A 17,440-nucleotide genomic window follows, 5' to 3' on the forward strand; every position below is an offset into this window, starting at 1 on the left:
GCCCGTGGCGACACCGCCACGGGCCTCCTGTCCGTCACCGGGTGACGCCCGTCTAGTTGACGGGTCCCGTGTACTTCTCGCCCGGCCCGGCGCCGATCGCGTCCGGGATCGCCGACGCCTCGCGGAAGGCGAGCTGCAGCGACCGCAGCCCGTCGCGGAGCGGGCGGGCGTGGTGATCGCCGATCTCGGTCGCGGCGGCGGTGACCAGACCGGCCAGCGCGGTGATGAGCTTCCGTGCCTCGTCCAGGTCGGTCTGCTGCTGCGGGTCGTCGGCCAGGCCGACCTTCACGGCCGCGGCACTGAGCAGGTGCACCGCAACGGTGTTGATGAGTTCGACCGCCGGCACCTCCGCGATGTCCCTGGCGGCGTCGATGCCGGTGTCGTCGATCGGGGTGTCGCTCACAGTGCTCCTCTGCTAGGCTTGCTCGCGGCAGATGCTGTCCGTGTGCCATCAGTTCTCTTGACATCAGTTCTCCTGACGTCACGAACCCTGACAACTCCCGGACGGTGTCACGAAAGAGGAGTCTCTCCCACCCGCGGCCGCGTTCCACCAGGCTACCGGGTCACCACCGCTCCGCGAGCGCACGTGTTGCGCTCGTCGGTCGGATCCCACGGATCCGATGCAGGGCGGCTGCCGAACGGGTCGACATCCCGTGCGTCAGATCTCCTCTCTCGTGCTGTCGTCCAGGGCAAACGCCCCGGACGGCCACCACCTGATTGAAGGAGCTCCGCATCACCGATCCCCGTACCAACGACCGAATCCGCGTTCCCGAAGTCCGACTCGTCGGTCCGCAGGGTGAGCAGGTCGGCGTTGTCCCGATCGCCATGGCCCTGCGTCTCGCGCAGGAAGCCGAACTGGATCTGGTCGAGGTCGCGCCGAACTCGAAGCCGCCCGTGGCCAAGATCATGGACTACGGCAAGTTCAAGTACGAAGCCGCTCAGAAGGCCAAGGAAGCCCGTCGCAACCAGGTGAACACGGACCTGAAAGAGGTCCGTTTCCGCCTGAAGATCGACGTGCACGACTACGAGACGAAGCGCAAGCGCGCCGAGGGGTTCCTCCTCGGTGGCGACAAGGTGAAGGCGATGATCCTCTTCCGTGGCCGCGAGCAGTCGCGTCCGGAGCAGGGTGTCCGTCTCCTCCACAAGTTCGCGGAAGAGATCGCCGAGTTCGGCGTCGTCGAGTCGCGTCCGACCCAGGACGGCCGCAACATGACGATGATCATCGCCCCGCTCAAGAACAAGTCCGACGTCAAGGGCGAGCAGAACGCCAAGCGTGCTGCACAGAAGGCCGAGCGTCGTGCCACCGAGCACGCCGCGAAGGGCAAGGACGAGGCCGAGGCCGGTTCCACGTCCGACGCAGCTGCGGAATCCACGGACTCCGCGGCCGAATAGGTCCCCGGACCGAACCCGCAACGACGCGGCCCCCCATCCATCCCACGGAAAGGCACCACCATGCCCAAGCAGAAGACCCACTCCGGGTCGAAGAAGCGCTTCAAGGTCACCGGTACCGGCAAGATCATGAAGCAGCAGGCCGGTATGCGTCACAACCTCGAGGTCAAGAGCTCCAAGCGCAAGGCCCGCCTGAACGAGGACCAGGTCCTCTCCAAGGGTGACGCGAAGAACGTCAAGAAGCTCCTCGGCCACTGAGCCCCGCAGATCGTAAAGGAATAGTGCAATGGCACGAGTAAAGAGAGCGGTCAACGCCGCCAAGAAGCGCCGCGTCATCCTCGAACGCGCCGAGGGCTACCGCGGCCAGCGTTCGCGTCTGTACCGCAAGGCCAAGGAGCAGGTCACCCACTCCCTCGTCTACGCGTACCGCGACCGTCACGCGAAGAAGGGCGAGTTCCGTCGCCTCTGGATCCAGCGCATCAACGCTGCCTCCCGTGCGAACGGCCTGACCTACAACCGCCTCATCCAGGGTCTCAACCTGGCCGGCGTCGAGGTCGACCGTCGCATCCTCGCCGACCTCGCGGTGAACAACCCCGAGACCTTCACCGCGCTCGTCGAGACCGCGAAGAAGGCCCTCCCGGCCGACACCTCGGCCCCGAAGGCTGCGTAGTCAGTTCTTCTGCTCGCGAAACCCCCGCCGCACGGCGGGGGTTTCGTCGTTCCTAGACTTGGGTCGTGAGCGATCTCCTCGAGAACCCCCGTGCCGGACGCGTGAAGGCCGTTGCGGCCCTGGCCAAGAAGGACGTCCGGGCCGAGACCGGCCTGTTCCTGCTGGAAGGACCCCAAGCGGTCCGCGAAGCGCTGGAGTACGCGCCGGAGCTCCTGCGCGAGCTGTACGTGACCCCCACCGCCGCAGCCCGCTACGGGCTGGACGACGCGCCGGTGGACACGTGGTTCGTGACCGAGCAGGTGCTCGACGCGATGGCGGACACCGTCACCCCGCAGGGCGTGGTCGCGGTGTGCCAGCAGTTCCCGACGTCGGTGAAGGACGTCTTCCCGGACCGCGCTGCGGCTGGCGCCGACGCGGAGGCCCGTGATGCGTCCGACGAGCAGGCCGCGTTGCCCGGACTGGTCGCCATCCTCGAAGAGGTGCGGGACCCGGGGAACGCCGGCACGATCATCCGCGCGGCGGACGCGGCCGGAGCCGATGCGGTGGTGCTGACCGGCCGGTCGGTGGACCCGTACAACCCGAAGGTCGTCCGGTCGACGACCGGGTCCCTGTTCCACGTGCCGGTGTCGGTGGGTGTCACGCTCGCGGACACGATCGAGCGGGCGAAGGCCCTCGGCTACACGGTGCTCGCCGCCGACGTCTCCGGCGACGACCTGCCGGTGGTGCGCGCCGAAGGGATGCTCGACGGTCCGACCGCGTGGGTCTTCGGCAACGAGGCACGCGGGCTCACCGCCGACGACCTGGCGCTCGTCGACCGGGCAGTCAAGGTGCCGATCTACGGGCAGGCGGAGTCGATGAACCTCGCCACGGCGGCGTCGGTGTGCCTGTACGAGTCGGCCTTCGCGCTCCGGAGCTGACGCTCCTCCACAGACCGGTCGTCGGCGTCGGCCATCCACCGTCCGCTCGGTGCAGGTGGGTGGTATCCCGACGGCCGGTAGGCTTGGGTCTCGTGTCAGAACCTCTCGAGATCAGCGAATCGGCCGTCGCCGACGCGGTGGACGCGGCCCTCGCCGCCGTCCGTGCCACGACGACGGTCGCCGAACTGAAGCAGGCCAGGGCCGAGCACACCGGTGAGCAGTCACCGTTGGCGCGGATGAACGCATCGATGCGCAGTGTGCCGCCGGAACAGAAGGCCGCGGCGGGCAAGCTCGTCGGGCAGGCCCGTGGGCGGGTGAACGCGGCGATCGCCGAGCAGGAATCCGTCCTCGCGGTGGCCGAGGAACGCGCACGGCTCGAAGCCGAACGCGTCGACGTCACCGCGTTGCCGACCCACCGCGCCACCGGCTCCCGCCACCCGCTCTCGCTGCTGAACGAAGCCGTCGCCGACATCTTCGTCGGCATGGGGTGGGAAGTCGCAGAAGGCCCGGAGCTCGAGCACGAGTGGTTCAACTTCGACGCGCTGAACTTCGACCAGGACCACCCCGCCCGGGCCATGGCGGACACGATCTTCGTCGAGCCCGTCGACCGGCACCTGGTCATGCGGACCCACACCTCGCCGGTGCAGGTGCGGTCGCTGCTGTCGCGTGACCTCCCGCTGTACGTCATCGCGCCCGGACGCGTCTACCGTGCCGACGAGCTCGACGCCACGCACCTGCCGGTCTTCACCCAGGTCGAGGGCATCGCGATCGACAAGGGCCTGACGATGGCGCACCTGCGCGGCACGCTCGAGCACTTCGCCCGGCAGATGTTCGGCGCCGAGGCGCAGATCCGCCTCCGCCCGAACTACTTCCCGTTCACCGAGCCCAGTGCCGAGATGGACGTCTGGCAGCCGAACGCCAAGGGTGGCGCACGGTGGGTCGAGTGGGGTGGCTGCGGCATGGTCAACCCCAACGTCCTGCGTGCCGCCGGGATCGACCCGGACGAGTACCAGGGCTTCGCGTTCGGCATGGGCATCGAGCGGACGCTGCAGTTCCGCAACGGCCTGAACGACATGCGTGACTTCCTCGAGGGCGACATCCGCTTCTCGCAGCAGTTCGGAACGGTGGTCTGATGCGCGTCCCACTCCGTTGGCTCGGTGAGTCCGTCGACCTCCCCGACGACGTCACCCTCGAGCACGTCCACGCGGCGCTCGTGTCGGTCGGCTTCGAGGAAGAGGACGTCCACACCTTCGACCTGACCGGCCCCGTCGTGGTCGGTCGGGTGCTCGAGCGCGTCCCCGAGCCGCAGAAGAACGGCAAGACCATCAACTGGTGCCAGGTGGACGTCGGCGAAGCCGAGCCCCGCGGCATCGTCTGCGGCGCGCACAACTTCGACGTCGGCGACCTCGTCGTCGTCACGCTGCCCGGTGCGGTCCTGCCCGGGCCGTTCCCGATCGCCGCCCGCAAGACCTACGGACACGTGTCCGACGGCATGATCGCCTCGGCGCGCGAGCTCGGGCTCGGCGACGAGCACGACGGCATCCTGCGCTTCGCCGACCTCGGCATGGAGCCAACCGTGGGCGCCGACGCGATCGCGCTCCTCGGCCTCGACGACGCCGCGGTCGAGATCAACGTCACGCCCGACCGTGGGTACGTGCTGAGCATGCGCGGGGTCGCTCGTGAGTACGCGCACGCCACCGGAGCCAGCTTCCACGACCCCGTCGAGCGCATCGCGCCGCGTGCGGCCGAGGGCTTCCGGGTCACGATCGACGACCAGGCTCCGGTCCGGGGTCGGGTCGGCGCCTCCACGTTCGTCACGCGCGTCGTGCGCGGGATCGACCCGGCAGCGAAGACACCCTCCTGGATGGTGTCGCGCCTGTCGCTGGCCGGGGTGCGTTCGATCTCCCTGCCCGTCGACATCACGAACTACGTCATGTTCGAGCTCGGCCAACCGCTGCACGGCTACGACCTGCAGACGATCGCGGGGGGCCTCGGCGTCCGCCGGGCGAACGCCGCTGAGACGCTCGAGACTCTCGACGGCACCGTCCGGGAGCTCGACCCCGAAGACCTCGTGATCACCGACGACGACGGTCCCGTCGGGCTCGCCGGCGTCATGGGCGGGGCCCGCACCGAGATCTCGGCGAGCACGACGGACATCCTGATCGAGGCCGCCGGATTCGACCAGGTCTCGATCGCCCGCACCGCTCGTCGGCACAAGCTGCCCAGTGAGGCATCCCGTCGCTTCGAGCGCGGGGTCGACCCGCTGGTGGCCGAGGCCGCGGCGAACCGCGCCGTCGAGCTCCTCGTCGAGCTCGCCGGCGGCACCGCCGACCCCCTCGGGTCCACGCTCGTCGACAGCGACCCGCGGCCGACCGTCACGATGCGGGTCTCCCGCCCGGCCGAGCTCGTCGGCGTCGACTACACCGACGCCGAGGTCATCGAGACGCTCCGTGCGATCGGCGCCACGGTCGAGTCCGACGGCGAGCAGCTCGCGGTCACCCCGCCCACCTGGCGCCCTGACCTGACCGACGACACCACGCTGGTCGAAGAGGTCGCACGCATCGTCGGCTACGACCGCATCCCGAGCGTCCTGCCCGTCGCCCCGCCCGGCCGGGGGCTGACCCGGCACCAGCAGGCACGTCGTCGGGTGGCCTCGGCGCTGGCCGCGGCGGGCCTGACCGAGGTCGTCACGGCCCCGTTCGTCTCGGCCGCCACGCAGGACGCCTACCCGGGGATCGACCCGCAGGGCGGACCGAGCGTCGTGCTCGCCAACGCCCTGGACAGCGAGCAGAACCTGCTGCGCCGCAGCGGCGTCCCGGCCCTGGTCGACGCCGCCCGCCGCAACGTCTCGCGCGGGCTCGTCGACGTCGCCCTGTACGAGACGTCCCGGGTGTTCCTGCCGGTGACGGGCGTGACGCTCGGCACCGACGAGGTCCCGGCGGGCGCCGTCCGGCCCGACCGTGCGACGCTCGAAGCACTGGACGCCTCGCTGCCGGCCCAGCCCTTCCACGTCGCCGCCCTCCTCACCGGCCACCGGGTCGTCAAGCAGCCCGGCGCCACCGCGGAACCGTTCGGCATCGCCGACGCCATCGACACCGCCCGCCAGGTCGCGTGGGCCGTCGGTGTGGAACTGACCGTCGCGCAGACCACCCACCCGTCGCTGCACCCGGGTCGCGCCGCGTCCCTGCTCGTCGACGGCACGGTCGTCGGCGTCGCCGGGGAACTCCTGCCCGGACTGGCCGAGGCCGCCGTCCTGCCCCGCGTGGTGGCGGTCGTCGAGCTCGACCTCGACGCGCTCGTCGCCGCAGCCCCGGAACTCGTCGCGGTCGCGCCGATCGTCTCCTACCCGGCAGCCACGCAGGACCTCTCCCTGGTGGTCGACGCCGGGGTACCGGCCGGCGAGGTGCTGGACGCGGTGCGCTCTGGCGCCGGAGACCTGTTGGAGTATGCTCGGCTCGTGGATGACTACCGGGGCTCCGGCGTGGACGAGGGACAGAAGTCCCTGACGTTCGCCCTGCGCTTCCGTGCCACGGACCGCACGCTGACCGCTGCCGAGGCCACCGAGGCCCGTGACGGCGCTGTCCGACGTGCCGGCGAGCGATTCGGGGCGACCCTGCGCGACTGACCCACACGGGATCAGCACCGCCCGGGGTCGCCGCCTCCGACTCTCTCGACGACCAGTCCGACCAAAGGTGGAATCCCATGTCCGTATCCGTCGCCGTGGCGGGAGCCTCCGGCTACGCGGGTGGTGAGCTCCTGCGTGTGCTCTCCGCCCACCCCGAGTTCGAGGTCAGGACGGTGACCGCGTTCTCGAACGCCGGACAGCCCCTGATCGCGACCCAGCCGCACCTCCGTTCGCTGTCGCACCTGACCCTGGCGGAGACGACGGCCGAGACGCTGCGCGGGCACGACGTGGTCTTCCTGGCGCTGCCGCACGGACAGTCGGGTGCGATCACCGCGGAGCTCGGCGACGACGCGCTCGTCATCGACTGCGGCGCGGACCACCGTCTGACGGACCCGGCTGCGTGGGAGCGGTTCTACGGCGGCGACTACTTCGGCGCGTGGACGTACGGTCTGCCCGAACTCCTGCTCGCGGCTCCCACACCGGGTTCGGCCGACGAGTGGCGCGAGGTCGACGACATCGCCTCCCAGGGCAAGCAGCGTTCCGCCCTGGTCGGCACGAAGCGCATCGCGGTCCCCGGCTGCAACGTCACCGCGGTGACGCTCGGCATCCAGCCGGGCATCCAGGCTGGCCTCGTCGAGTCCGACGACCTCGTCGCGGTGCTCAGCGTCGGGCCGAGTGGTGCCGGCAAGAAGCTCAGCACCACCTACCTGGCCTCCGAGATCATGGGGTCCGCCAGTGCCTACGCCGTCGGGGGGACGCACCGGCACGTCCCCGAGATCCAGCAGAACCTGCAGGTCGCGGGCGCCTCCGACGTGACGATCTCGTTCACGCCGGTCCTGGTCCCGATGCCGCGGGGGATCCTGGCGACCACGACCGCGAAGCTCTCGCCCGGCGTCAGCGCGCGTGACGTCCGGCTCGCGTGGGAGCAGGCGTACGCCGACGAACCCTTCGTGCACCTGCTGCCCGAGGGCGAGTTCCCCCGGGTGGCCGACACGATCGGCGCGAACACCGCGCTCGTCGGCATCGCCGTCGACGAGGCCGCCGGCCGCGTCGTCGCGGTGACCGCCCTCGACAACCTCGCCAAGGGCACGGCGGGCGCCGCCGTCCAGTCGGCGAACATCGCCCTCGGTCTCCCCGAGACCACGGGCCTCAGCGTGGACGGAGTCGCACCGTGACCGACGCAGGCACGACCACCCAGACCGAGCCGGGCCTCCAGGGCGTCACCGCGGCAGCGGGTTTCCGCGCCGCCGGCGTGACCGCAGGCCTGAAGACCAGCGGCAAGCCGGACGTGGCACTCGTCGTCAACGACGGCCCCGACGCGGCCGTGGCCGCCGTGTTCACCAGCAACCGCGCCCAGGCACACCCGGTGATCTGGTCCCGCCAGGTCGTCGGGGACGGCGTGGCCCGGGCCGTCGTCCTGAACTCCGGCGGCGCGAACTGCTTCACCGGACCGTTCGGCTTCCAGACCACGCACCTGACGGCCGAGGCCGTGGGCGACGCCCTCGGGATCGGGGCCGGCGACGTCGTCGTCTGCTCCACCGGGCTCATCGGCGTCGGCGACCAGTCCTTCCGCGACAACGTGCTCCGTGGCGTCGACCTGGCGAGCGCGGCACTCAGCGACGACGGCGGTCCGGACGCCGCGACCGCCATCATGACGACCGACACGAAGGCCAAGCAGTCCGTCGTGACCGAGGACGGCTGGACCGTCGGCGGCATGGCCAAGGGTGCCGGCATGCTCGCACCCGGGCTCGCGACGATGCTCGTCGTCATCACGACCGACGCCGTGCAGACGCCGGACCAGCTCGACCAGGCGCTCCGGGCGGCCACCCGCATCACGTTCGACCGGGTCGACTCCGACGGCTGCATGTCCACCAACGACACCGTCGTCCTGCTGTCGTCGGGCGCGAGCGGCGTGACGCCCGAGGTCGGGGACTTCCAGGAAGCCCTGACCGCGGTCTGTGCCGACCTGGCCCGGCAGCTGCAGCAGGACGCCGAGGGCGCGAGCCACGACATCACGATCGAGGTCGTGCACGCCGTGACCGAGGACGACGCCGTGACCGTCGGTCGGAGCGTCGCCCGGAACAACCTCTTCAAGGCGGCCGTCTTCGGCAACGACCCGAACTGGGGACGGGTGCTCGCAGCGATCGGCACCACCGACGCCGAGTTCGACCCGTACGCAGTGGACGTCAGCATGAACGGTGTCCGGGTCTGCCACGCGGGTGCACCCGACGAGCCGAGCGACTCCGTCGACCTGACCCCGCGTGACACCCACGTGCGCATCGACCTCGGGGTCGGCACGCACTCGGCCACGATCCTGACCAACGACCTCACGCACGACTACGTGCACGAGAACAGCGCGTACTCCAGCTGATGGCGGCCGACACGAACGGGGCCGGCACGCCCCTCACGAAGGAAGAAGAACACGAGTTCGCCGCGGTCAAGGCCGCGACGCTCATCGAGTCGCTGCCCTGGCTCAAGCGCTTCTCGGGCAAGGTCGTCGTGGTCAAGTTCGGCGGCAACGCCATGGTGAACGAGGACCTGAAGCGCGCCTTCGCCGAGGACATGGTCTACCTGCGCTACGCCGGCCTGCACCCCGTCGTCGTGCACGGTGGGGGTCCGCAGATCTCCGCCGCCCTCAAGGAACAGGGCATCGAGTCCGAGTTCCGCGGCGGCTACCGCGTCACGACGACCGAGGCGATCACGGTCGTCCGGGACGTCCTGGCCGGCGAGGTGAACCGCGAGATCGTCGACTTGATGAACGAACACGGCGAGGGCCTTGCCGTCGGCGTGTTCGGCGACGGCGGCTCGCTGTTCACCGGCGAGAAGAAGGGCGTCGTCGTCGACGGGCAGGAGTACGACCTCGGCCACGTCGGGGACATCACCCACGTCGACCCGTCCGGTGTGCTCGCCGCGATCGAGGCCGGTCGAATCCCGGTGGTCTCGAGCATCGCGATCGACGACGCGCACCCCGACCAGGCGCTCAACGTGAACGCGGACGCTGCGGCCGGTGCCCTGGCCATCGCACTCCGGGCGTCGAAGCTCATGATGCTCACCGACGTCCCGGGGCTCTACCGCAACTGGCCGGACCGTGACTCGATCGTCGACCTCATCGCCGTCGAGGAACTCCGCGAACTCCTGCCGAGCCTCGAGTCGGGGATGATCCCGAAGATGACCGCGTGCCTCGATGCCGTGGTCGGCGGGGTCGGCGGCGCGACCATCATCGACGGCCGGATCCCGCACTCGATCCTGCTCGAGGTCTTCACCCTGCGGGGTGCGGGCACCGAGGTGATCCCGGACCCGAGCCGACGAACCGAGAACCAGATGACCCACGCCGAGATCGGCCGACGCGTGGCGTCGCCGTCGATCGACAGCAGTACCGGCCAGCACGTGGCGGGTACGGACGAGAAGGGACACCAGCAGTGAGCACCGAGACGCAGACCGAGACCTGGAACGACCGGTTCGGGGCGTCGCTCATGCGATCCCTGACCCCTCCGAAGATCATGCTCGAGCGCGGACAGGGCTGCCGTGTGTGGGACGTGGAGGGCAACGAGTACCTCGACTTCCTCGCGGGGATCGCGGTGAACTCGCTCGGCCACGCGCACCCCGCGTTCGTCGCGGCGATCGCCGACCAGGCGGCGAAGCTCGTGCACGTGTCGAACTACTTCGCCACCCCGCCCCAGCTCGAACTCGCCGAGCGCCTCAAGCGCATCACCGGCGCGGGCGAAGCGGGCCGTGTCTACTTCGGCAACTCCGGCGCCGAGGCGAACGAGGCCGCGTTCAAGCTCGCCCGCCTCAACAGGGGCGCCGACGGCACGAAGACGCGGATCCTCGCGCTCAAGCAGGGCTTCCACGGGCGGACGATGGGCGCCCTCGCGCTCACCGGCAAGCCCGCACTGCAGCAGGACTTCCTGCCGATGATCCCGGGCGTCGAGCACATCGACACCTCGATCGACGCGCTCGAAGCGTCGATCGACGACACCGTGGCCGCTCTGATCCTCGAGCCCATCAAGGGCGAGGCCGGCGTGGTCGACCTGCCCGAGGGGTTCCTGCTGGCCGCCCGCCGGCTGACCGAGGAGCACGGTGCGCTGCTGATCCTCGACGAGATCCAGACGGGTGTCGGCCGGACCGGCAACTGGTTCGCGTTCCAGGGGCACGGGGTGACCCCCGACGCCATCACGATCGCGAAGGGCATCGCGGGCGGCTTCCCGATCGGCGCCCTCGTGACCTTCGGCTGGGCGTCCGACCTGTTCTCGGCCGGGCAGCACGGTTCGACCTTCGGCGGCAACCCGCTCGGCACCCGTGTGGCGAACGCCGTGCTCGAGGAGATCGAGCGCGCCGACCTCGTCGCCAGCGCGGTGGTCAAGGGCGAGCGCATCCGTGACGGTATCCGTGCCATCGGCTCCCCGCTGGTCGAAGAGGTCCGCGGCACCGGCCTGCTCATCGGCGTCGGTCTCGCCGGCCCGGTCGGCCCGCTCGTCAACGCAGCCGCCCTCGAACGCGGCCTCATCATCAACGCCCCCAACGAGTCGAGCCTGCGCATCGCGCCGCCGCTCATCGTGTCCGACGCCGAGGTCGACGAGTTCCTGTCGATCCTCGCCCAGAGCCTCGCGGCCGTCGCCGCAGCGCAGGAGCCCACCGCATGACCCGCCACTTCCTCCGCGACGACGACCTGAGCCAGTCCGAGCAGTCCGCGATCCTCGACATCGCCGACCGCATGAAGGCCGACCGCTGGGCGGAGAAGCCGCTCGCCGGTCCGCAGAGCGTCGCGGTGATCTTCGACAAGTCGTCGACCCGCACCCGGGTGTCGTTCCACGTCGGCATCTCGGACCTCGGCGGCAGCCCGCTGATCATCTCGACGGCGAACAGCCAGCTCGGCGGCAAGGAGACCCCGTCGGACACCGCTCGCGTGCTCGAGCGCATGGTGTCGGCGATCGTCTGGCGCACCTACGGCCAGGCCGGGCTCGAGGAGATGGCCGCCGGCACGACGGTCCCCGTCGTCAACGCGCTGTCCGACGACTTCCACCCCTGCCAGCTCCTCGCCGACCTGCTCACCATCCGTGAGCACCGCGGCACACTGGCCGGGCAGACCGTGGCGTTCATCGGTGACGGCGCGAGCAACATGGCGCAGTCGTACCTGCTCGCCGGTGCGACCGCGGGCATGCACGTCCGCGTCGCCGCTCCGGCCGAGTTCTCCCCGTCGGCGCAGGTCGTCTCCGACGCCGAGGACCGCGCTGCCGTGACGGGTGGCTCCGTCCTCGTCGTGACCGATCCGGTGGCCGCTGTGGCCGGTGCCGACGTCGTCGTCACCGACACCTGGGTCTCGATGGGCAAGGAGTCCGAGAAGCAGTCGCGCCTCGACACCTTCGCGGGGTACCGCGTCGACGACGCGCTCTTGGCGCACGCCGCCGCCGACGCCGTCTTCATGCACTGCTTGCCGGCCGACCGTGGGTTCGAGGTGACCGCCGACGTCATCGACGGTCCGCGCAGCATCATCTGGGACGAGGCGGAGAACCGTCTGCACGCCCAGAAGGCGCTGCTGGCCTGGCTGCTCGCCAACGACTGACCGACCGGGTGATCACCAGTGGCTGACCGCGTCGTCCTCGCGTACTCGGGCGGTCTCGACACCTCCGTCGGGATCGGCCGGTTGCGCGACGGCACCGGCAAGGACGTGGTGGCACTCGTGGTCGACGTCGGCCAGGGCGGCGACGACCTCGAGGCGATCCGGCAGCGCGCACTCGACTGCGGCGCGGTCGAGGCGCTCGTGGTCGACGCCAAGGACGAGTTCGCGGACGAGTACATCGTGCCGGCGCTCCGAGCCAACGCGCTGTACCAGAAGCGGTACCCGCTCGTCTCGGCCCTGAGTCGACCGCTCATCGCGAAGCACCTCGCCCTGACGGCGAAGCAGCTCGGTGCGGACAGCGTCGCGCACGGCTGCACGGGCAAGGGCAACGACCAGGTGCGCTTCGAAGCCGCCGTCGCGGCGATCGCGCCGGACCTCCGGACCATCGCCCCGGTGCGGGACCTCGCCCTCACCCGCGACCGTGCCCTCCAGTACGCGCAGGAGCACGGGCTGCCGGTCCAGCAGCCCGAGCGGCAGCCGTGGTCGGTCGACCAGAACGTGTGGGGTCGTGCCGTCGAGACGGGTCTCCTCGAGGACCCGTGGAACGGCCCGACCGAGGACCTCTACGCGACCACGCAGGACCCGGCCCTCCCGCAGCCGGCCGACGAGGTCACGATCACCTTCGACCGCGGGGTGCCGGTCGCCCTCGACGGGCAGCGGTTCAGCGTGCTCCGGATGGTGCAGGAGCTCAACGCCGTCGCCGGCAAGCACGGGGTCGGACGCATCGACGTCGTCGAGGACCGCGTGGTCGGGATCAAGTCGCGTGGGGTCTACGAGGCACCGGCCGCGGTCGCCCTCATCGCCGCGCACGAGGAACTCGAGAGCCTGACGCTCGAGCGTGACGTCGCGCGGTTCAAGCGCGGTGTCGAGGCCGAGTGGGCCGACCTGGTCTACGACGGCCTGTGGTTCGGCGGACTCAAGCGCAGCCTCGATGCCTTCGTCGAGCACACCCAGCAGCACGTCTCCGGCGACGTCCGGTTGCGGCTGCAGGGCGGACGCGCCACGGTGACGGGTCGTCGGTCCGAGCAGAGCCTCTACGACTTCGACCTGGCGACGTACGAATCCGGCGATGCGTTCGACCAGTCCGTGTCCAGGGGGTTCATCGAACTCTGGTCACTGCCCAGCAAGATCTCCGCCCGCCGCGATGCGGCGAACTGACCGACAGCCGCACCGGACCGACCACCAGCCCGCGGCCCCGCCCCCGGCGCGCCCGAGCACCGACGAAACGACGCAGGACGACATGACCGACGAGAAGACCGACGCCACCAACACCGGTGCCCTCTGGGGCGGCCGCTTCGCCGACGGCCCGAGTGCGGCCCTCGCTGCGCTCTCCAAGTCGACGCACTTCGACTGGCAGCTCGCGCCCTACGACATCGCGGGGTCCCGTGCCCACGCCCGAGCGCTGCACACCGCGGGCTACCTGACCGCCGACGAGCTGGAGCGCATGCTCGCCGGCCTCGACCGGCTCGAAGCGGCGCACGCCGACGGCACGCTGCAGCCCGACGACTCCGACGAGGACGTCCACGGCGCCCTCGAACGCCTGCTCATCGCCGACCTCGGTCCCGAGCTCGGCGGCAAGCTCCGCGCGGGTCGCAGCCGCAACGACCAGATCGCCACCCTCGGCCGGATGCACATGCTCGACCACGGACGGCGCATCGGGCGGCTCGTGATCGACCTCGTCGACGCGATCACCCAGCAGGCCACCGAGCACCCGGCCGCGATCATGCCGGGGCGCACGCACCTGCAGCACGCCCAGCCCGTGCTCCTGGCCCACCACCTGCTCGCGCACGCCTGGCCGCTCGTCCGCGACCTCGAGCGCCTGCGCGACTGGGCCGGCCGCGCGAGCGTCAGCCCGTACGGCGCCGGTGCGCTGGCGGGCAGCTCCCTCGGTCTCGACCCCGCTGCGATCGCCGCGGAGCTCGGCTTCGACCGCCCGGCCGACAACTCGATCGACGCCACAGCAGCCCGCGACGTCGTCGCCGAGTTCGCGTTCGTCCTCGCGCAGATCGGCATCGACGTCTCGCGTCTGTCGGAAGAGGTCATCCTCTGGAACACCAAGGAGTTCGGCTTCGTCCGGCTCCACGACGCGTTCTCGACCGGGTCGAGCATCATGCCGCAGAAGAAGAACCCGGACATCGCCGAGCTCGCCCGGGGCAAGTCCGGGCGTCTGATCGGCAACCTGACCGGGCTCCTCGCGACCCTCAAGGGACTGCCACTGGCCTACAACCGCGACCTGCAGGAGGACAAGGAGCCGGTCTTCGACTCGGTCGCCACGCTCGAGGTCCTGCTGCCCGCGTTCACCGGCATGATCGCGACCCTGACCTTCGACACGGACCGGATGGCGGAGCTCGCCCCGCAGGGGTTCTCGCTCGCGACGGACGTCGCCGAGTGGTTGGTCCGCCAGGGTGTGCCGTTCCGTGACGCGCACGAGGTCTCCGGCGCGCTCGTCCGGTACTGCGAGGAGCGCGGCATCGAGCTCGACGAGCCGACCGACGACGAGTACCGCTCGGTGTCCGAGCACCTCACGCCCGACGTCCGTTCCGTCCTGACCATCGAGGGCAGCGTCGCGTCGCGCTCCGGCGTCGGGGGCACCGCGCCCGACCGGGTCGCCGAGCAGCTCGCGTCCGTCACCCGCCGCGTCCGCGACCTGGCCGAGGGCGCACCCTTCTCGCGATGACCCGGGGGATCGCCGCGCTGCTCGCCGAGCCCGCCCCGGTCATCGCGCCGGCCCTGCTCGGTGCGACGATCGCCGGCCGCGGTGTGACGCTCCGCATCACCGAGGTCGAGGCCTACTCCGGCACCACCGACCCCGGATCGCACGGCCATCGGGGGATGACGGAGCGCAACCGCCACCTCTTCGGTCAGCCCGGCACGCTGTACGCCTACCGCTCGTACGGCATCCACACCTGCGTCAACGTCGTGAGCGGGCCGGCCGGCACCTCGTCGGGCTCCCTGCTCCGCGGTGCGCAGGTCGTCGAGGGACTCGACGTCGCGCGAGCGCGTCGCGGGTCGAAGGTCGCGGACGTCGCCTTGGCACGCGGGCCCGGCAACCTCGGTGGTGCGCTCGGCGCGGTACTCGGGCAGGACGACGGCACGTCGCTCCTCGACGGTTCCGGCCCGTTCGTGCTCACCCTGGCACCCGGCCTGGAGGCCCGGCTCGCCTCCGCCGGACCGGCCCGGGTGATCGACGAGCTCCTGTCCGAGACCCTGCCCGGCCCGCGGGCCGGCGCTGCCGTCCCACGGATCTCCCGCGGCCCGCGCACCGGCGTCGGCGGCATCGCCGGCGGGGTGCAGTACCCCTGGCGCTTCTGGCTGACGGGTGACCCCACGGTCTCGACGTACCGACGGCACAAGGGTGCCCTCGACTCGTGAACCCGGCCACGGGCCTCCCGGCTGCCGCGCCTGCCGGTCGTCCGTCGCCGCTACGATGGCGGGGTGTCCAGTGATACCGCTCAAGACGTCCTGACGCGCCAGCAGAACGACCCCGCCTTCGACTCGGTGTGGGACGAACTGCAGTGGCGCGGTCTGGTGCAGGTCTCGACCGACGAGGCCGCGCTGCAAGAGGCCCTCGACGGTGAGCCGATCACGTACTACTGCGGCTTCGACCCGACGGCCCCGTCGCTGCACTGCGGCAACCTCCTGCAGCTCCTGACCATGCGCCGGCTTCAGCTCGCCGGGCACAAGCCGCTCGCGTTGGTGGGCGGGTCGACCGGTCTCATCGGCGATCCGCGTCCGACGGCCGAGCGCACGCTGAACACCCCGGAGACCGTGTCCGAGTGGGTCTCCCGACTGCAGACCCAGGTGTCGCGGTTCCTCAGCCCGGACGGCGACAACGGCGTCCGACTGGTGAACAACCTCGACTGGACCGCCCCGATGTCCGCGATCGACTTCCTGCGCGACGTCGGCAAGTACTTCCGCGTCAACTCGATGCTGAAGAAGGACGCCGTCGCCGCGCGGCTGAACTCCGACGCGGGGATCAGCTACACCGAGTTCAGCTACCAGATCCTGCAGGGACTCGACTACCGCGAGCTCTGGCGCCAGTACGGGTGCACGCTGCAGACCGGCGGTTCGGACCAGTGGGGCAACCTGACCTCCGGCACCGAACTCGTCCGTCGCGCCGAAGGCGCCACGGTGCACGCCCTCGGCACCCCGCTCATCACGAACTCCGACGGCACGAAGTTCGGCAAGAGCGAAGGCAACGCGATCTGGCTCGACGCCGAGATGACCTCGCCGTACGCGATGTACCAGTTCTGGCTCAACACGACGGACGCGGACGTGATCGCCCGGTTGCGGCAGTTCACGTTCCTGACGCGCGCCGAGATCGAACGACTCGAGCAGGCCGTCGCCGACGAGCCCTTCCGACGAGAAGCCCAGCGGACCCTGGCGTTCGAGGTCACCTCGATCGTGCACGGCGTGATGGCGACCCAGGCGGCGATCGACGCCGCGGCCGCGCTGTTCGGCAACGGCGACCTCGGTGCGCTCGACCCCGAGACCCTGCGGTCGGCGATCGCCGCGCTGCCGGGGTCGGTCACGCTCGACCCCGGGGCGGACGTCGCACGGGCACTCGTGGAGACGGAACTCGTGAAGTCCCTCGGCGAGGCCCGACGCGCGATCGACCAGGGCGGTGTCTACGTGAACAACGTCCGAGCCGAGGACGCGGCCGCCCCGTTGTCCGACCTCGCCCTGCCCGGGGGAGTCCTCGTGCTCCGTCGTGGCAAGAAGACCCTCGCCGGTGTGACGCTCGGCTGACCCCGATCGCTCGACCTCTCGTGATGCCCGGTTCCCCTGCGGAACCGGGCATCACTGCGTCCGGGCGACGTGTGTTGCACAACGCGACACGCCCGGGATGGGAGCTGGCTTGGCGCACCCGCTCAGGGCTGCGTATAGTTCTTACTCGTCACCCCAAAGGTGCGGCGGAGCGGCTGGAGCGAAAGCCCAGAGCACGTCGGCCCTCAAGCGGGACCATCCTCCACTGAAGTTCAGATCGGGCCTTGCGCCGGATCGCTTCGACGCCTAGGATGACAAGCCCACCGGTTCTCTCCCCTTGGGATGAGCCACTGGACCTCCGGGTCCGACGAACAACCGGTGGCAAGCCAAGAACACAAGCCTTGTGGCTGAAGCTCGAACTCGAGCCGAAGAGCAAGTGCGTCTGGTCCTTGAGAACTCAACAGCGTGCACATTGTCAATGCCAATTTATTGATTGACCTCGTGCCTGGTCG

At 70.5% G+C, this 17,440-nt stretch carries 16 protein-coding genes; 15 read left to right on the forward strand and 1 reads right to left on the reverse strand.

Features of this window, described 5'->3' with window-relative positions:
• Positions 1–52: 52 nt before the first annotated feature.
• A complete protein-coding gene (locus ITJ50_RS05755; protein WP_017887978.1) occupies positions 53–403 on the reverse strand; it encodes a DUF1844 domain-containing protein in 351 nt (116 codons plus the stop codon).
• Between the two features lie 314 nt (positions 404–717).
• On the opposite strand from ITJ50_RS05755, the gene infC reads away from it, so the two are divergent.
• The 15 genes from infC (at position 718) to tyrS (ending at position 16,970) form a co-directional block, all read left to right on the forward strand.
• Positions 718–1,392 carry a translation initiation factor IF-3 gene (gene infC, locus ITJ50_RS05760; protein ID WP_194590072.1) on the forward strand — a complete coding sequence of 225 codons (675 nt, stop codon included), beginning with the start codon at positions 718–720 and terminating at the stop codon, positions 1,390–1,392.
• A gap of 60 nt (positions 1,393–1,452) precedes the next feature.
• Entirely contained in the window at positions 1,453–1,647 is a 195-nt protein-coding gene (rpmI, locus tag ITJ50_RS05765; RefSeq protein ID WP_017887976.1) for a 50S ribosomal protein L35, read from the forward strand.
• A 28-nt stretch (positions 1,648–1,675) separates the two neighbouring features.
• A complete protein-coding gene (rplT, locus tag ITJ50_RS05770) occupies positions 1,676–2,059 on the forward strand; it encodes a 50S ribosomal protein L20 (RefSeq protein ID WP_017887975.1) in 384 nt (127 codons plus the stop codon).
• A gap of 65 nt (positions 2,060–2,124) precedes the next feature.
• On the forward strand, positions 2,125–2,976 hold the full coding sequence (locus ITJ50_RS05775) for a TrmH family RNA methyltransferase (protein ID WP_017887974.1): 852 nt from the start codon (positions 2,125–2,127) through the stop codon (positions 2,974–2,976).
• A gap of 92 nt (positions 2,977–3,068) precedes the next feature.
• Positions 3,069–4,109: a phenylalanine--tRNA ligase subunit alpha gene (gene pheS / locus ITJ50_RS05780; protein WP_042540039.1), complete on the forward strand. Its 1,041-nt coding sequence runs from the start codon at positions 3,069–3,071 to the stop codon at positions 4,107–4,109.
• The gene (gene pheT, locus ITJ50_RS05785; protein WP_194590073.1) at positions 4,109–6,601 is read left to right on the forward strand and encodes a phenylalanine--tRNA ligase subunit beta; all 2,493 of its coding nucleotides are present in this window, start codon (positions 4,109–4,111) and stop codon (positions 6,599–6,601) included. The genes pheS and pheT overlap by 1 nt, the downstream gene beginning before the upstream one ends.
• 77 nt (positions 6,602–6,678) lie before the next feature.
• Positions 6,679–7,776 carry an N-acetyl-gamma-glutamyl-phosphate reductase gene (locus tag ITJ50_RS05790; protein WP_194590074.1) on the forward strand — a complete coding sequence of 366 codons (1,098 nt, stop codon included), beginning with the start codon at positions 6,679–6,681 and terminating at the stop codon, positions 7,774–7,776.
• On the forward strand, positions 7,773–8,972 hold the full coding sequence (gene argJ / locus ITJ50_RS05795) for a bifunctional glutamate N-acetyltransferase/amino-acid acetyltransferase ArgJ (protein ID WP_017887970.1): 1,200 nt from the start codon (positions 7,773–7,775) through the stop codon (positions 8,970–8,972). Before ITJ50_RS05790 ends, argJ begins: the two co-directional genes overlap by 4 nt.
• Entirely contained in the window at positions 8,972–10,024 is a 1,053-nt protein-coding gene (argB, locus tag ITJ50_RS05800; RefSeq protein ID WP_017887969.1) for an acetylglutamate kinase, read from the forward strand. The genes argJ and argB overlap by 1 nt, the downstream gene beginning before the upstream one ends.
• On the forward strand, positions 10,021–11,244 hold the full coding sequence (locus tag ITJ50_RS05805) for an acetylornithine transaminase (RefSeq protein WP_017887968.1): 1,224 nt from the start codon (positions 10,021–10,023) through the stop codon (positions 11,242–11,244). Before argB ends, ITJ50_RS05805 begins: the two co-directional genes overlap by 4 nt.
• Positions 11,241–12,164 (forward strand): ornithine carbamoyltransferase, encoded by a 924-nt coding sequence (gene argF, locus ITJ50_RS05810; RefSeq protein WP_017887967.1) that lies wholly within the window; start codon positions 11,241–11,243, stop codon positions 12,162–12,164. The genes ITJ50_RS05805 and argF overlap by 4 nt, the downstream gene beginning before the upstream one ends.
• 18 nt (positions 12,165–12,182) lie before the next feature.
• Entirely contained in the window at positions 12,183–13,379 is a 1,197-nt protein-coding gene (locus ITJ50_RS05815; RefSeq protein WP_056071680.1) for an argininosuccinate synthase, read from the forward strand.
• 82 nt (positions 13,380–13,461) lie between these two features.
• Positions 13,462–14,898 carry an argininosuccinate lyase gene (gene argH, locus ITJ50_RS05820; RefSeq protein ID WP_017887965.1) on the forward strand — a complete coding sequence of 479 codons (1,437 nt, stop codon included), beginning with the start codon at positions 13,462–13,464 and terminating at the stop codon, positions 14,896–14,898.
• Complete coding sequence (locus ITJ50_RS05825; RefSeq protein WP_194590075.1) at positions 14,895–15,593, forward strand: DNA-3-methyladenine glycosylase; 699 nt, start codon at positions 14,895–14,897, stop codon at positions 15,591–15,593. The genes argH and ITJ50_RS05825 overlap by 4 nt, the downstream gene beginning before the upstream one ends.
• Before the next feature lie 63 nt (positions 15,594–15,656).
• A complete protein-coding gene (gene tyrS / locus ITJ50_RS05830; protein ID WP_323749888.1) occupies positions 15,657–16,970 on the forward strand; it encodes a tyrosine--tRNA ligase in 1,314 nt (437 codons plus the stop codon).
• Positions 16,971–17,440 lie beyond the last annotated feature (470 nt).

The sequence above is a fragment of the Curtobacterium sp. VKM Ac-2889 genome (assembly GCF_015350855.1).
Lineage (GTDB): Bacteria > Actinomycetota > Actinomycetes > Actinomycetales > Microbacteriaceae > Curtobacterium > Curtobacterium poinsettiae.

Excerpts from the sequence above, each read along its gene's own strand:
- rpmI (WP_017887976.1), top strand. The coding sequence starts at position 1,453 with ATGCCCAAGCAGAAGACCCACTCCGGGTCGAAGAAGCGCTTCAAGGTC.
- rplT (WP_017887975.1), top strand. The coding sequence starts at position 1,676 with ATGGCACGAGTAAAGAGAGCGGTCAACGCCGCCAAGAAGCGCCGCGTC.
- pheT (WP_194590073.1), top strand. The coding sequence starts at position 4,109 with ATGCGCGTCCCACTCCGTTGGCTCGGTGAGTCCGTCGACCTCCCCGAC.
- ITJ50_RS05790 (WP_194590074.1), top strand. The coding sequence starts at position 6,679 with ATGTCCGTATCCGTCGCCGTGGCGGGAGCCTCCGGCTACGCGGGTGGT.
- argB (WP_017887969.1), top strand. The coding sequence starts at position 8,972 with ATGGCGGCCGACACGAACGGGGCCGGCACGCCCCTCACGAAGGAAGAA.
- argF (WP_017887967.1), top strand. The coding sequence starts at position 11,241 with ATGACCCGCCACTTCCTCCGCGACGACGACCTGAGCCAGTCCGAGCAG.
- argH (WP_017887965.1), top strand. The coding sequence starts at position 13,462 with ATGACCGACGAGAAGACCGACGCCACCAACACCGGTGCCCTCTGGGGC.
- ITJ50_RS05825 (WP_194590075.1), top strand. The coding sequence starts at position 14,895 with ATGACCCGGGGGATCGCCGCGCTGCTCGCCGAGCCCGCCCCGGTCATC.